This is a genomic window from Marichromatium gracile (genome assembly GCF_004343155.1).
Classification (GTDB): Bacteria; Pseudomonadota; Gammaproteobacteria; order Chromatiales; family Chromatiaceae; genus Marichromatium; species Marichromatium gracile.
On the sequence record NZ_SMDC01000014.1, the window covers coordinates 14,984 to 30,015 of the forward strand.

Sequence of the window (15,032 nt, forward strand, 5' to 3'; positions counted from 1 at the left end):
TATGCCGGCGCGCCGCCCCGGCGGGCGAATCCAGATCAGATGACTGTGGGGTGAGAACAATGCAACGGGTTGGTTTCGTCGGCTGGCGAGGCATGGTGGGCTCCGTGTTGATGGAGCGGATGCGTGCCGAGGGGGACTTCGCGCACATCACCGAGCCGGTGTTCTTCTCCACCTCGCAGGCCGGGCAGCCCGGTCCCGATGTGGGGCGGGGTGCCCAACCGCTGCGCGACGCCGATTCGCTCGACGCGCTGGCGGAGATGGACGTCATCCTCAGCTGTCAGGGCGGCGACTACACCAAGTGCGTCCACCCGCAGCTGCGCGCGCGCGGCTGGGACGGCTACTGGATCGACGCCGCCTCGGCGCTGCGCATGGCGCCGGAGTCGACCATCGTCCTCGACCCGGTCAATCGCGAGGTCATCGACGCGGCGCTCGCCGCCGGTCGGCGTGACTTCGTCGGCGGCAACTGCACCGTCAGTCTGATGCTGATGGCCATCGGCGGGCTGTTCCGCGCCGGCGCGGTGGAGTGGGTCAGCGCCATGACCTACCAGGCCGCCTCGGGCGCCGGTGCACGCAACATGCGCGAGCTGCTGGCGCAGATGGACGCGCTGCACGAGTCAGTCGCGCCGCAGCTGGCCGATCCCGGCTCGGCGATCCTCGAGATCGACCGCGGCGTGACCGCGGCGATGCGGGGCTCGGCCTTCCCGACCGAGAGTTTCGGGGTACCGCTCGCCGGCAGCCTGATCCCCTGGATCGACACCCAGCTCGACAACGGTCAGAGCCGCGAGGAGTGGAAGGGCCAGGCCGAGACCAACAAGATCCTCGGCATCGACCCCGCCGCGCCGCTGCCGATCGACGGGATCTGCGTGCGTATCGGCGCGATGCGCTGTCACAGTCAGGCGCTGACCATCAAGCTCGCGCGTGATCTCGAACTCGACGAGATCGAGCGCCTGATCGCCGCGGCCAATCCCTGGGCGCGGGTGATCCCCAACGAGCGCGAGCGCACCATGCGCGAACTCTCGCCGGCGGCGGTCACCGGGACGCTCGAGGTGCCGGTGGGGCGGCTGCGCAAGATGAACCTCGGTCCACGCTATCTCTCGGCCTTCACCGTCGGCGATCAGCTGCTGTGGGGCGCGGCCGAGCCGCTGCGGCGGATGCTCACGATCCTGCTCGCGCAGGGTGCCTGAAATCAAGGATGTTTGCTTGGTGCGCGTCGACCGATCGGATATAGTCGGGAGTCATTTCGTTCGGCCCGTCGGGAGTCGCTCGGGATCCGGCCGACGGATCGTCGCTGCACAAGGTGCATGAGGGAGGACGATGTCTCGCAATCTCACTCTGGCGTCGGTCCTGGCGCTGACCCTGGTCGTGACCGACGCGGGTGCGCTCGGGCTGGGAGGCCTGCAGACGTACTCGGCGTTGAACCAGCCCTTCCGGGGCGACATCGCGCTCATCGACGTCGACCCGGATACCCTGGATACGGTACGCATCGAGCTGGCGCCCGCCGAGGCGTTCAATCGGGCCGGGCTCGAGCGGTATCACTATCTCACCCAGCTCGAGTTCGAACCCGCGGTCAGCGAGGGCGGACTGCCGATCGTCCGGATCACCAGTCGGGAGCCGATCCGCGAGCCCTATCTCGACTTCCTGGTCGCGGCCACCTGGCCCGAGGGTCAGCTGGTGCGCGGCTATACCGTGCTCCTCGACCCGCCGGTGAGCACCCCGTCGCGTGCCCCGGCAGTCACCGCGCCGCGGGTCTCCGAGCGGCCCGCACGCACGCCGACGCCCTCGCGCGCGCCCGTCGAACAGACCGCGCCGAGTCCGCAGTCAGCGCCTGCCGCCATCGAGCTGCCCGAGGGCGTCGATCCCTCGGTCTTCCCCGTCCAGGTCGGCCCGGTCCCCGAGGGGATGGGGCTGTGGCAGTTCGCGCTCGAGTCCAAGTCCCAGGGGGCGAGCCTGGCGCAGACCGCGATGGCGCTCTATCGCGCCAACCAGGACGCCTTCATCCGCGGTGACATCAACCGTCTGGTCGCCGGCGAGACCCTGACCATCCCCTCCGCCGAGGAGCTGTTCGCACTCGATCCGGCGGCCGCGCAGACCGAGTTCCAGGCGGCGATGCAGGGCGAGTCGGTCAACCGCGCGCCCCTGGCGCCGCCACCGCCCGAGCCGGCGCGGCTGAGGATCGCCGGCGAGGTCGGCGAGATGCCCGGTGGTGACGACGAGGCGCAACCCGGCGGCACCTCATCGCCGGCGCGCTCGGCTGAAGTGGTGGCGCTCGAGCAAGAGCTGATGACGGTGATGCAGGCGCACGAGAGCGCCCGTCAGGAGACGCTGGAGCTGCGCGCGCACATCCGCGAGCTCGAATCCCAGCTCGTCGAGATCAAGGAACTGCTGCGCGCCCGCAATGCCGAGGTGGTGCGGCTGCAGACGGCGGCCACGACGGCGGTGGACGATGGCGACTCGACGGCCGCCGCCGAACCGATGGCCTCCTCGGTCGCTGCTGCGCCTGAACCCGTGACCGAGCCCGCAGCGACCGAGGCGTCCGCGCCCGTGGTGAGCGAGCGGGAGGCGTCCACCGTCAGCGAGCCGGCGCCGAGCAAGTCGCCGCGCCAGCCGCCACCGCCAGTCGTCGAGCCGACGCCCGAGGCGTCCGACTCGCTCTGGCACGCGCTGCTGTTGCCGCTGGCCGGATTCGCCGCGATCGCCGCGCTCGGGCTGATCGGCTTTTCCTGGTGGTCCTCACGCCGGCGCCAGCGTGAGGACACCGAGCTGGTCTCGACCCTGGATATCGAGTCCGAGTTCGAGCCGCTCGACGTGCCGGCGCGTCGCACCGCCGAGCAGGACACCCGGATCAGCGAGGCGGCGGAGCTGTCGGCCCTGGCCGACGAGGATGCCTCGGGCTCGCCCTTCTCCTCGCTCACCCAGTTCGACTCGACCCTCGACGAGGCCGATCCGCTCTCCGAGGCCGATATCTATATCGCCTATGGTCGCTATGACGAGGCGGTGCGGCTGTTGCGCGGCGAACTCGATGCCGCGCCGGAGCGGATGGATCTGCGGCTCAAGCTCGCCGAGGCGTACTTCGCCACGCGCGATGTCGCGGCCCTGGAGGCGTTGCTCGAGGACGGTCGCGCCGCCGATGGCAAGCGCATCGATCCGACGGGGTGGCAGCGCCTGCTCGAGATGCACTCGGCCCTTGCCGCCGGCAGCGGTGCAGAGGCCGCGCCACCGTCGGCTGGCGATGTCGAAGCGGCGGGGCTCGACCTGCCATCGGCCTCGCAGGAGTCGATCTCCCTGCATCTCGAGGATGTCGCCGATCCGGCGCCCGCACCCTCCGAGGACAAGCCCCGGCCCGAGCCCGAGGCCAGGGACGATGACTTCGATCTGCCGCTGCTGTTCGACGACACCGATCTCGAGGAGCCTGCGGCGGCCAAGACACCGCCCCCCGCCCGTGGCGATGGCGCCGGTGGCGAGCGGATTGCGGCCTCGCGTCCATCCGCCCCCGAGGCGTCGCTCGATCCCGGCGCGGCCTCGAAGTCCGCCGCCGACGACTCCGAGCTGATGCTGACCCTGGAGGATCTCGACGGCTTCTCCGATACCGACCTGGCGCCGCAGAGCACGCCCCAGCCGCTCGCGCCCGAGTCTTCTGCCCGTCCCGCGGGCGGGGGCGAGGTCAAGCCGGTGGCTGATACCGACCCCAGCGAGTTCCTGCTCTCGCAGTGGGAGATGGACTCCGGGCTGTGGGACGAGAACGCCACCAAGCTCGATCTCGCCCGTGCCTATCTCGACATGGACGACAAGGAGGCCGCGCGCGGGATCCTCGAAGAGGTGATCGCCGACGGCCGCGAGGACCAGCGCCAGGAGGCTCGTCAACTCCTCGACAAGCTGGGGTGACGGGGCGCGCATGAAACGATCGATCGCCCCCGCGCGGCGGGGGTGGGACACGTCCGTGTCCCTGCAGCCATTCACAGGAGAGAGACCGGCGTGACGCCTGGACGAATCGTGATGGGCGTCGAGTACGACGGCTCTGACTTCCACGGCTGGCAGACCCAGGTCGGGGTGCGCACCGTGCAACAATGCCTCGAGGCGGCGATCTCGCGGGTCGCCGATCATCCGCTCGGCGTACAGTGCGCCGGGCGCACCGACACCGGCGTCCATGCCTTCGAGCAGGTGGTGCACTTCGACACCACCGCCTCGCGCAGCGAGCGCTCCTGGGTGCTCGGCACCAACGTCAACCTGCCGCCCGACGTGGCGGTGCGTTGGGCGCACCGGGTCGAGGGCGATTTCCATGCGCGTTTCAGCGCGGTGGCGCGCCACTATCGCTATCAGCTGCAGGTGCGTCGCACCCGCTCGCCGCTCGCGCGCAACCGTGCCGTCTGGGTCCACGACGCCCTTGACCTGGCGCGGATGCGCGAGGCCGCGCGCGCGCTGGTCGGCGAGCACGACTTCTCGAGCTTCCGCGCCGTGGCCTGCCAGGCCAAGAGCCCGGTGCGCCGGGTGCACTATCTCGAGGTCGACGCCGAGGACGATCTGGTGGTCCTGCGTATCGGTGCCAACGGCTTCCTCCATCACATGGTGCGCAACATCGCCGGGGTGCTGGTGGCGATCGGTCGCGGTGAGGCCGAGGTCGGTTGGACCCGCGAACTGCTGGAGGTCTGCGATCGTACCCGCGGTGGCGTCACCGCACCGCCCCAGGGGCTGTTTTTCGTGCGCGCCGACTATCCCGAACACTTCGCCCTGCCGCAGGCGGTGTATCGCACGCCGTTGCAGCGGCTGGCGGCGGACTGAGGCCCCCGGGAGGTTTACGCCATGATCAGGACCCGGGTTAAGATCTGTGGGCTGACCCGCGCGGCGGACATCGACGCGGCGGCCGCCGCCGGCGCCGACGCCGTCGGGCTGGTGTTCCATCCCGACAGCCCGCGCGCCGTCTCCATCGCGCAGGCGCGCTCACTGTGCGAGCGGTTGCCGCCCTTCGTCACCGCCGTGGGCTTGTTCGTCGACGCCGACCCCGAGCGGGTGCGCGAGACCCTGCGCCAGGTGCCGCTGGAGCTGCTGCAGTTCCACGGCGAGGAGTCGCCCGAGTATTGCGCGGCCTTCGGGCGGCGCTGGATCAAGGCGGTGCGGATGCGCCCGGGTATCGTGCTCGAGGCGGTGCGCGCGCGCTATGCCGGCGGCGCCGGGCTGTTGCTCGATACCTATCGCGCCGGGGTCGCCGGGGGCACCGGGGAGCGTTTCGACTGGGCGCGGATCCCGCAGGCGCTGCGCGGCGAGATCGTGCTCGCCGGTGGTCTCGCACCGGACAACGTCGCCGCGGCGATCGCCGCGGTGCGGCCCTTCGGCGTCGACGTCAGTGGTGGCGTCGAGGCGTCGAAAGGGGTCAAGGATCACGCAAAGATTTCCGCCTTCATGACAGGGGTAAGAGATGGCGACAGATGCCGATAGCACGCGTCCGCTGAGCCAGCGGGCCGCCAGCCAGGGGCACTACGACCTGCCCGACGCCGATGGTCACTTCGGGCCCTATGGCGGTACCTTCGTGCCCGAGACGCTGGTCTATGCGCTCGACGAGTTGCGCGAGGCCTATGAGCGGTTTCGCGAGGATCCCGAGTTCCTCGCCGAACTCGACGCCGATCTGCGCGACTATGTCGGTCGCCCCTCGGCGCTCTATCACGCCAAGCGCTGGAGCCGCGAGCTCGGCGGCGCGCAGATCTATCTCAAGCGCGAGGACCTCAATCACACCGGCGCGCACAAGGTCAACAACACCATCGGTCAGGCGCTGCTGGCGCGGCGCATGGGCAAGACCCGGATCATCGCCGAGACCGGCGCCGGTCAGCACGGCGTGGCCACCGCCACGGTCGCCGCGCGGCTCGGGCTCGAGTGCGTGGTCTACATGGGTGAGGTCGACGTCGCCCGCCAGGAGGCCAACGTCTATCGCATGCGTCTGCTCGGCGCCGAGGTGGTGCCGGTCAAGTCCGGCTCGCGCACCCTCAAGGACGCGATGAACGAGGCGATGCGCGACTGGGTCACCAACATCGACAACACCTTCTACATCATCGGCACGGTCGCCGGGCCACACCCCTATCCGGCGATGGTGCGCGATTTCCAGACGGTGATCGGTCGCGAGGCGCGGGCGCAGATGCTCGAGCGTACCGGGCGCCTGCCCGATGCCCTGGTCGCCTGTGTCGGCGGCGGCTCCAACGCCATCGGGCTGTTCCACCCCTTCCTCGGCGACACCTCGGTGGCGATCTATGGGGTTGAGGCCGGCGGCGAGGGTATCGCCACCGGCCGTCACGCCGCGCCGCTGTGCGCCGGCACCCCCGGGGTGCTGCACGGCAACCGCACCTATCTGATGGAGGACGCCGACGGCCAGATCATCGAGACCCACTCGATCTCGGCCGGGCTCGACTATCCCGGTGTCGGCCCCGAGCACGCCTGGCTCAAGGACTGCGGCCGTGTCAGCTATGACGCGGTCACCGATGCCGAGGTGATCGACGCCTTCCACCACCTCACCCGCACCGAGGGCATCATCCCCGCGCTCGAGTCCAGCCATGCGCTGGCCTATGTGCAGAAGATCGCTCCCGGGATGCGCGCCGATCAGAGCATCCTGGTGAACCTCTCCGGGCGCGGGGACAAGGACATGCACACGGTCGCCAAACTCGATGGGTTGACGCTATGAGCCGGATCTCGACACGTTTCGAACAGCTGCGCGCGGCGCATCGTACCGCGCTGATCCCCTTCATCACCGCCGGCGACCCGCGTCCCGAGACCACCGTCGAGCTGATGCATGCGATGGTCGCAGCCGGCGCCGACCTGATCGAACTGGGGGTGCCGTTCTCCGACCCCATCGCCGACGGCCCGGTGATCCAACGCGCCACCGAGCGCGCCCTCGCGCGCGGTGTCTCGCTCAGCGACGTGCTGGAGATGGTGCGCCAGTTCCGCGAGCGTGATGCCGATACCCCGGTGGTGGCCATGGGCTATCTCAACCCGATCGAGGTGATGGGCTACGGGCGCTTCGCCCGCGCCGCCGCCGCGGCCGGGCTCGACGGCGCGCTGATCGTCGACGTGCCCCCGGAGGAGGGGCATGAGCTGGTCCAGGTGCTGCGGACCGAATCGGTCGATCTGGTGTATCTGCTGGCGCCGACCTCGACCGAGCGGCGGATCTCGCGCATCGGCGAGGTCGCCTCGGGCTTTGTCTACTACGTCTCGGTCAAGGGTGTGACCGGGGCGGCCAACCTCGATGTCGACGAGGTGGCCGCCAAGGTCGAGACCATCCGCGCGCGCATCCCGCTGCCGGTTGGTGTCGGCTTCGGCATCAAGGACGGCGAGACCGCCGCGCGGGTGGCCGCCGTTGCCGACGCGGTGATCGTCGGCAGCGCCATCGTCAAGCAGATCGAGGCGCTGGCCGAGACGCCCGAGGCGATTGCGCCGACCATTGGGGACTTCATCGCCGAGCTGCGTGGCGCCATCGACGCTGCCGACGCGGCCGCCAACCGACCCGAGCAGGTAACATCGTGAAGCAGGCAGTCGACAAGAGCAAAAGCTGGTTCGAGAAACTGGTCACCAGCCGCATCCGCACCGAGGCGAGCAACAAGCGCGCCGTGCCCGAAGGCGTCTGGGCCAAGTGTCCGGGCTGTCAGGCGATCCTCTATCGTGCCGAGCTCGAGCGCAATCTCGAGGTCTGTCCCAAGTGCAACCATCACAACCGTCTCACCGCGCGCAAGCGTCTCGAGGCCTTTCTCGACCCCGACTCGCGTGAGGAGATCGGCGCCGAGCTCGAGTCGCTCGATCCGCTCAAGTTCAAGGACCTGAAGAAGTACAAGGATCGCGTCGCCCAGGCGCAGAAGCAGAGCAGCGAGAAAGAGGCGCTGATCACCATGCGCGGCGAGCTCAAGGGCGAGCCGATCGTGGCCAGCGCCTTCGAATTCAAGTTCATGGGCGGTTCCATGGGCTCGGTGGTCGGCGAGCGCTTTGTGCGCGGCGTGGAGGCGGCGATCGAGCAGTCCTCGCCCTATGTCTGCTTCTCCGCCAGTGGCGGCGCGCGGATGCAGGAGAGCCTATTCTCGTTGATGCAGATGGCCAAGACCAGCGCGGCGCTCGGGCGCATGCGCGAGCGTGGACTGCCCTTCGTCTCGGTGCTCACCGACCCGACCATGGGCGGCGTCTCGGCCAGTCTGGCGATGCTCGGCGACATCAACATCGCCGAGCCCGGCGCGCTGATCGGCTTTGCCGGACCGCGGGTGATCGAACAGACCGTGCACGAGAAGCTCCCCGAGGGCTTCCAGCGCAGCGAGTTCCTGCTCGAGAAGGGGGCGATCGACATGATCCTCGATCGTCGCGATCTGCGCGAGCGGCTCGCCGACCTGCTGGCGATCCTCGGCCACCGGCCGCGCTACTGCCGTACCGTGGTGCCGGTCTGACGATGCGCTTCGACACCCTTGAGGCCTGGCTCGACTGGCAGGCCGCGCTGCACCCGCGGACGATGGAGCTTGGGCTCGATCGGGTCCGCGCGGTGTGGCGGCGTCTCGAGCACGGTCCCTTCGCCTGCCCGGTGATCTCCGTCGCCGGCACCAACGGCAAGGGCTCCTGCGTGGCCATGCTCGAGGCCACCGCGCTGGCTGCCGGTTATCGCTGCGGCACCTACGGCTCGCCGCATCTGGTGCACTACAACGAGCGTATCCGCATCGACGGCGAACCGGTCGACGACGCCGCGCTGATCGGCGCCTTCGACCGTATCGACCAGGCCCGGGGCGAGATCTCGCTGACCTATTTCGAGTTCGCCACCCTGGCCGCGCTCGATCTCTTCGCGCGCGCCGGGCTCGATCTGGTGGTGCTCGAGGTCGGGCTCGGCGGACGGCTCGATGCGGTCAACCTGATCGATGCCGATGTCGCCGTGGTGACCTCGATCGGGCTCGACCATACCGATTGGCTGGGCGAGAGTCTCGATGACATCGCCCGCGAGAAGGCGGGGATCTTCCGTCCCGCTCGCGCCGCGGTGATCGGTCAGCGCGACGCGCCGGCGGCCCTGCGCGAGGCCGCGCTCGGCTGCGGCGCGCGTCCGCTGCAGCTGGGTGTGGAGTTCGACCGTCACGGCGCCGAGGCCGGCTGGGAGTGGCAGGGCCCCGATGGTCGCCGTCACGCGCTGCCGTTGCCGGCGATGCGCGGCGAGTTCCAGCGCGACAACGCCGCCGCGGCGATCACCGCGCTCGATGCCCTGCGCGAGCGCCTGCCGATCCCGCGCAACGCCTTGCGTCAGGGGCTCGGGCGCGCCCGCCTGCCGGGGCGCTTCCAGGTGTTGCCGGGGACGCCGAGCCATATCCTCGATGTCGCCCACAACGCCCAGGCCGCCGCCGCACTGGCCACCAATCTGCGCGCCTTCGCCAGTCGTGGTCTGGCGGTGCGGGTGGTGTTGGCGATGCTCGCCGACAAGGAGCCGGAGGCGCTGTTTGCGGCGCTCGCCGATCAGGTCACGCACTGGTACCTGACCGAGACCGACGATGCCCGCGCCATGGCGCGCGAGACGCTGCGCGCGCGTCTGGGTGCGGCCGGACTCGCCGCCGAGGACTGTAGCCTCTGCGTCGACCCGGCGGAGGCGCTGGCGCGCGCCGATGCCGCCAGCGAGGGCGAGGACTGCGTGCTGGTGTGTGGATCCTTCACCACCGTCGGGGCGGCGCTGCGGGTGCTCGGGCACGGCTGATATACTCTCGCCAGGGCGGGCGTCCCGGCCCGCGCCTCGGCCGGGAGTGCCATTCGAGTCATCACGCAGCCGGACGGCTGCGTTCGCTATCGTGGGTGAAGTGTCATGCGTGAAGGTGCCAAGAGACGATTGACAGGGGCGGTGGTAATCGTCGCGCTGGTGGTGATCTTCGTGCCCATGCTCTTCGAGCAACCACCGCTGACCCCGCCCGAGCCGATCCCCGCCGCGATCCCCGAGCAGCCGCCCTTTGCCGATCGCTTCCGCTCCGAGTCCTATCTGGCACCCGACGAGGACGTCGACGAGGTCATCGCGCCGAGGCCGCTGCCCCAGGTCCAACCTCAGGCTGCCTTCCAGACGCCGCGGGAGTCTGTCCCGGAGCCGGAGCCGATGCGCCAGTCCCGCCCGCAGCCCGAGCCTGCGCCGAGCGTCCAGCCCCGTCCAGAGCTGCGTCAGCAGCAGGCGCCGGCCACGCAGTTGCCCTCCTGGGTGGTGCAGGTCGCCAGCCTCGGTACCGCCGCCGGCGCCGCCGAGCTCGAGGCGCGGTTGCGCGCCGCCGGCTACTCGGCCTTCGTCGAACAGGCCGAGGTCAACGGCAAGCGCTACTACCGCGTCCGCGTCGGTCCCGAGATCGATCGTGTCGATGCCGAGCGCGCCGCGACCATGCTGCGCGATCGCCAGGGGCTCGAGACCCTGATTCAGCGCTACCCCTGAGGCCGCATCGGCGATGACCGGGGTCGACCTGGCGTTGCTCGGCCTGGTGCTGTTCTCGGCCTTGATCGGCCTCGCCCGGGGCCTGATCCGCGAGTCGTTCTCGCTCGGCGCCTGGGTCATCGCCCTGCTGTTCGCCTGGACCCAGCACCGCGCATTCGCCGCGGTACTCGCCGACTGGGTCGCACAGCCGGCCCTCGCCCTGGCGCTGGCCTTCGCGCTCTTGCTGGTCGTGGTGCTGCTGCCTGGCGCGGTGCTCGGCGCCATCCTCGGGCGCCTCACCGAGAGGGTCGGCCTGGCGCTGCCGGATCGTCTGCTGGGGCTGGTGTTCGGCACGCTGCGCGGGGTGCTGATCGTGGCGTTCGCGGTATTCCTCGCCGCCCTGACCCCATTGCCAGAATCTGCCTGGTGGCAGGATTCGAGCCTGATCGGCGGCCTCGAGGGCATCGCCCAGCGTATCCTCGAGCGCCTGCCGGCCTCGCTCGGTGCCCGCTTCGGGTGAGGGCGGGACCAGCTACCAGCCGCCAGCCGCTAGCCGCTAGCCGCCAGTCGCCAGTCGCCAGTCGCCAGTCGCCAGTCGCCAGTCGCCAGTGGGGATGGGTGGCGCCCATATGGCGGCAGTGGCTGATGTCTTGCGGCGACGACGGGAGGAACAGCGCCTACTGGAAGCTGGTGGCTGACGGCTGGTAGCTAATAGCGTTTCCCTTCGCGTTCTTCGCGGCTTTGCGGTTCAATCCGCTGGCCGCTGGCGGGCTTGGAATGCGCCCTCCGGCCCCGATCTTGGGCGTTGTGGGTTGCGGGGGCAGGGCGTATCGGGTAATTTCGATCGTTTCCATTCCACCCAATTTCGGTTGTCGTCATCCTCCGTGGCGGCAGACGCGCGAGGACCTCATGTGCGGGATCGTCGGCATCGTCGGTAAGGGCCCTGTTAATCAGTCGCTTTACGACGCGCTCCTAGTTTTGCAGCACCGCGGCCAGGACGCCGCCGGTATCGTCACCTGCGAGGGTGGGCGCTTGCACCTGCGCAAGGACAACGGACTGGCTCGTGACGTGTTCCGTACCTCGCACATGATCCAGCTGCGTGGCGACATGGGCGTGGGGCACGTGCGCTATCCCACCGCCGGCGCCTCCAGTTCGGCCGAGGCCCAGCCCTTCTACGTCAACTCGCCCTACGGCATCGTGCTCGCGCACAACGGCAATCTGACCAACGCCGATGCGCTCAAGCGCGACCTGTTCGTCGACGACCTGCGCCACCTCAACACCGACTCCGACTCCGAGGTGTTGCTCAACATCTTCGCCCATGAGCTGCAAAGCCAGGGCAAGCTGAACATCGAGGAAGAGGACGTCTTCCAGGCCGTGGCCGGGGTGCACCGGCGCTGTCGCGGCGGCTATGCGGCGGTGGCGATGATCCCGGGCTTCGGCGTGCTCGGCTTCCGCGATCCGCACGGCATCCGTCCGCTGGTCTACGGCTATCGCGAGACCGCCGATGGTCACGAGTACATGATCGCCTCGGAGAGCGTCGCGCTCGATACCAGCGGCTTCAAGCTGATCGGTGACGTCGCCCCCGGAGAGGCGGTGCTGATCACCCTCGACGGCAAGCTCCACACCCATCAGTGCGCCGCCGAGCCGGTGCTCTCGCCCTGTCTGTTCGAGTTCGTCTATTTCGCCCGCCCCGACTCGATCATCGACAACATCTCGGTGCACAAGGCGCGTTCGCGGATGGGCAAGAAGCTCGCGACCAAGATCAAGCGCGAGTGGGGCGATCATGACATCGATGTCGTGATCCCGGTGCCCGACACCAGTCGCACCGCCGCGCTGCAGCTGGCCAACCATCTCGGCGTGCCCTATGCCGAGGGCTTCATCAAGAACCGCTATATCGCCCGGACCTTCATCATGCCGGGGCAGAAGGTGCGCAAGAAGTCGGTGCGCCAGAAGCTCAACGCCATCGATCTGGAGTTCCGCCGCAAGAACGTGCTGCTGGTCGACGACTCGATCGTGCGCGGCACCACCTCGCAGCAGATCATCCAGATGGCGCGCGATGCCGGTGCCAACCGGGTCTATCTCGCCTCGGCCGCGCCGCCGGTGCGCTACCCCAACGTCTACGGCATCGATATGCCGGCGGCCAGCGAGCTGATCGCTTCGGGTCGCACCGAGGCGGAGATCTGTGCCGAGCTCGGCGCCGACGGCCTGATCTTCCAGGATCTCGAGGACCTGATCGACGCGGTGCAGAAGAAGGGCAAGAGCCATGTCGATCGCTTCGATACCTCGGTCTTCGACGGCAACTATGTGACCGGGGACGTGACCCCGGAATACCTCCGCGCCCTCGAGGCCAATCGCAACGACGGCGCCAAGGAACAGCGCTCAGCGCGCAGCGAGAGTGTCATTGACCTGCACAACTCAGTCTGATCCGGGTCTCCCGGAGGAGTCGGCTGGCGCCACGGCGGCGCCGGGCTTTGCCACGCGTGCGGTACGCGCCGGTCAGCGGCGCACGCCCGAGGGCGAGCACGCCGAGCCCATCTTCACCACCTCGAGCTTCGTCTTCTCGAGCGCGGCCGAGGCCGCCGCGCGCTTCGCCGGTGAGGCCGAGGGCAACATCTATTCGCGCTTCACCAACCCCACGGTGCGGACCTTCGAGGAGCGGCTGGCCGCGCTCGAAGGAGGCGAGTGTTGCGTCGCCGCCGCCTCCGGGATGGCCGCGATCCTCGCGCTCTGTCTCGGGACCCTCGAGGCCGGGGATCACGTGGTGGTCTCGCGCAGCGTGTTCGGCAGTACCAGCTCGCTGTTCAGCAAATATCTCGCCCGCTTCGGGGTGGCGACGACCTTCGTCCCGCTCTCCGATCCCGCCGCCTGGGAGGCGGCGATCGGGACGAAGACGCGGATGCTGTTCTGCGAGACGCCCTCGAACCCGCTCACCGAGATGGCCGATCTGCGCGAGCTGGCCGAGATCGCACATCGAGGCGGCTGCCGGCTGGTGGTCGACAACTGCTTCTGCACCCCGGCACTGCAGCGTCCGCTCGAACTCGGGGCCGATGTGGTGGTGCATTCGGCGACCAAGTATCTCGATGGTCAGGGGCGCTGTGTCGGTGGCGCCGTGGTCGGTGATCGCAAGTTGGTCGGCGAGGCGGTGTTCGGCGTGATGCGGACCGCCGGCCCGACGATGAGTCCGTTCAACGCCTGGGTCTTCCTCAAGGGGCTCGAGACGCTCGAGCTGCGGATGCAGGCGCATACACGCGCCGCCGAGCAGCTCGCCCACTGGCTCGACGACCATCCGGCGGTGGCGCGGGTCCATTACCCGGGGCTGCCCCAGCATCCCCAGCACCATCTGATCGGCACCCAGCAGCGCAGCGGCGGCGGTATCGTCTCCTTCGAGGTGCGCGGTGCGCGCGCCGAGGCCTGGCGGGTGATCGACTCGACGCGGATGATCTCGATCACCGCCAACCTCGGTGATGCCAAGACCACCATCACCCATCCGGCGACCACGACCCACGGTCGACTCAGTGCCGCGGAGCGCGCCGACGCCGGTATCACTGAGTCGCTGCTGCGGGTCGCGGTGGGGCTGGAGTCGGTGGCCGACATCCAGGCCGACCTGGCGCGAGGGCTGGCGGTGTCGTGACGGCCCTGGAACTGATCTGCCCGGGACTGCTCGGCCCCCTGCCGCTACGTCCCGAGCCCTTTCCGATACTGCCCAATCTCGACCGTCTGCTGGCACGTGCGAGTGTCGTCGACGGGGTTGCCAGCGATCCTTTCGCCGCGCTGTTCGCCGCCTTCGGCATCGCCGCCGAGCCAGGCTGTGATCTGCCCAGTGCGCCCTTGTGTCTGCTCGGCGACGCCCCCGAACTGCTCGCCGGAGAGGGCGCTGCCGCTTACTGGCTGCATGCCGATCCGGTCTACCTGCGCCCGGACATGGAGCGGTTGCGGCTCTTCGAACTCGAGCGCTTCGCACTCGACGCCGAGGAGGCCGCGGCGCTGGTGGCGAGCTTCAACGATCACTTCGCCGACGCCGGACTGGAGTTGGTTGCGCCGACCCCGCAGCGCTGGTATCTACGCCTGGCGCGGCCGCCCGCGCTGCGTACCACGCCGCTCTATCGGGTGATGGGCGAGGCGCTCAGCCCGGATGCGATCAGCGGCGACGATGCGCTGGCCTGGAACCGGCTGCTCAACGAGGTGCAGATGCTGTTCTTCGCCGATCCGGTCAATCGCGCCCGCGAGGCGCGTGGCGAGCCGGTGGTCAACGGACTCTGGCCCTGGGGCGGGGGACGGCTGCCGGCGGCGCCGGGGCGGGGGCCTGCCCTGGTGGTGGGCGAGCATCCGCTCACCCACGGGCTGGCACACTGGGCCGGGGTGGGGCACCGCACCCCGGCCCAGTGGTTGCAAGACCCAGCGCTCGGCGAGCGGGGTGTCCTGATCTATGACGAGAGCCCCTGGCGGGCGCTGCACGGGCGCGATCTTGGCGCCTGGTCCGATGCCCTGGTCGCCTGTGATGCCGCGCTCGCCGCGCCGCTGCGCGCGTTGCGTCGGCAGCGCTGGTCGGAGGTCGTGCTCGATCCCTGTGCCGGGACCCGCTATCGCACCTCGGGCTGGGGGCTGTTGCGCGGGTGGCGTCGGCGCGGGTTGCGATCGCACTGCCGGCTCGCCCGGCGCTGAG

13 protein-coding genes are annotated in these 15,032 nt (G+C 69.6%); all 13 read left to right on the forward strand.

The features are described 5' to 3' along the window. The first annotated feature begins 59 nt into the window (after positions 1-59). The 13 genes from asd (at position 60) to EDC29_RS15370 (ending at position 15,031) form a co-directional block, all read left to right on the forward strand. The gene (gene asd / locus EDC29_RS15305; RefSeq protein ID WP_132230552.1) at positions 60-1,184 is read left to right on the forward strand and encodes an aspartate-semialdehyde dehydrogenase; all 1,125 of its coding nucleotides are present in this window, start codon (positions 60-62) and stop codon (positions 1,182-1,184) included. Between the two features lie 130 nt (positions 1,185-1,314). After that, complete coding sequence (locus EDC29_RS15310; protein ID WP_132230553.1) at positions 1,315-3,882, forward strand: motility hub landmark protein FimV; 2,568 nt, start codon at positions 1,315-1,317, stop codon at positions 3,880-3,882. 111 nt (positions 3,883-3,993) lie between these two features. After that, positions 3,994-4,776, forward strand: coding sequence for a tRNA pseudouridine(38-40) synthase TruA (gene truA, locus EDC29_RS15315; RefSeq protein WP_123141542.1), 783 nt, complete (start codon positions 3,994-3,996; stop codon positions 4,774-4,776). A 24-nt stretch (positions 4,777-4,800) separates the two neighbouring features. Further along, positions 4,801-5,430: a phosphoribosylanthranilate isomerase gene (locus tag EDC29_RS15320; RefSeq protein ID WP_123141559.1), complete on the forward strand. Its 630-nt coding sequence runs from the start codon at positions 4,801-4,803 to the stop codon at positions 5,428-5,430. Continuing rightward, complete coding sequence (gene trpB / locus EDC29_RS15325; protein ID WP_123141903.1) at positions 5,411-6,661, forward strand: tryptophan synthase subunit beta; 1,251 nt, start codon at positions 5,411-5,413, stop codon at positions 6,659-6,661. Before EDC29_RS15320 ends, trpB begins: the two co-directional genes overlap by 20 nt. Further along, positions 6,658-7,500, forward strand: a complete 843-nt coding sequence (gene trpA, locus EDC29_RS15330; RefSeq protein ID WP_132230554.1) for a tryptophan synthase subunit alpha — start codon at positions 6,658-6,660, stop codon at positions 7,498-7,500. The genes trpB and trpA overlap by 4 nt, the downstream gene beginning before the upstream one ends. Continuing rightward, entirely contained in the window at positions 7,497-8,402 is a 906-nt protein-coding gene (gene accD, locus EDC29_RS15335; protein ID WP_123141539.1) for an acetyl-CoA carboxylase, carboxyltransferase subunit beta, read from the forward strand. The genes trpA and accD overlap by 4 nt, the downstream gene beginning before the upstream one ends. A gap of 2 nt (positions 8,403-8,404) precedes the next feature. Next, positions 8,405-9,679, forward strand: coding sequence for a bifunctional tetrahydrofolate synthase/dihydrofolate synthase (gene folC, locus EDC29_RS15340; RefSeq protein ID WP_123141900.1), 1,275 nt, complete (start codon positions 8,405-8,407; stop codon positions 9,677-9,679). 105 nt (positions 9,680-9,784) lie between these two features. Next, positions 9,785-10,390: an SPOR domain-containing protein gene (locus tag EDC29_RS15345; RefSeq protein WP_123141537.1), complete on the forward strand. Its 606-nt coding sequence runs from the start codon at positions 9,785-9,787 to the stop codon at positions 10,388-10,390. Between the two features lie 13 nt (positions 10,391-10,403). Then, positions 10,404-10,889: a CvpA family protein gene (locus EDC29_RS15350; RefSeq protein ID WP_123141536.1), complete on the forward strand. Its 486-nt coding sequence runs from the start codon at positions 10,404-10,406 to the stop codon at positions 10,887-10,889. 389 nt (positions 10,890-11,278) lie between these two features. Continuing rightward, positions 11,279-12,793, forward strand: a complete 1,515-nt coding sequence (purF, locus tag EDC29_RS15360) for an amidophosphoribosyltransferase (RefSeq protein WP_123141535.1) — start codon at positions 11,279-11,281, stop codon at positions 12,791-12,793. After that, positions 12,771-14,000: an O-succinylhomoserine sulfhydrylase gene (locus EDC29_RS15365; protein WP_123141534.1), complete on the forward strand. Its 1,230-nt coding sequence runs from the start codon at positions 12,771-12,773 to the stop codon at positions 13,998-14,000. Before purF ends, EDC29_RS15365 begins: the two co-directional genes overlap by 23 nt. Beyond that, entirely contained in the window at positions 13,997-15,031 is a 1,035-nt protein-coding gene (locus EDC29_RS15370; RefSeq protein WP_132230555.1) for a phosphoglycerate mutase, read from the forward strand. Before EDC29_RS15365 ends, EDC29_RS15370 begins: the two co-directional genes overlap by 4 nt. The last annotated feature ends 1 nt before the right edge of the window (position 15,032 follow it).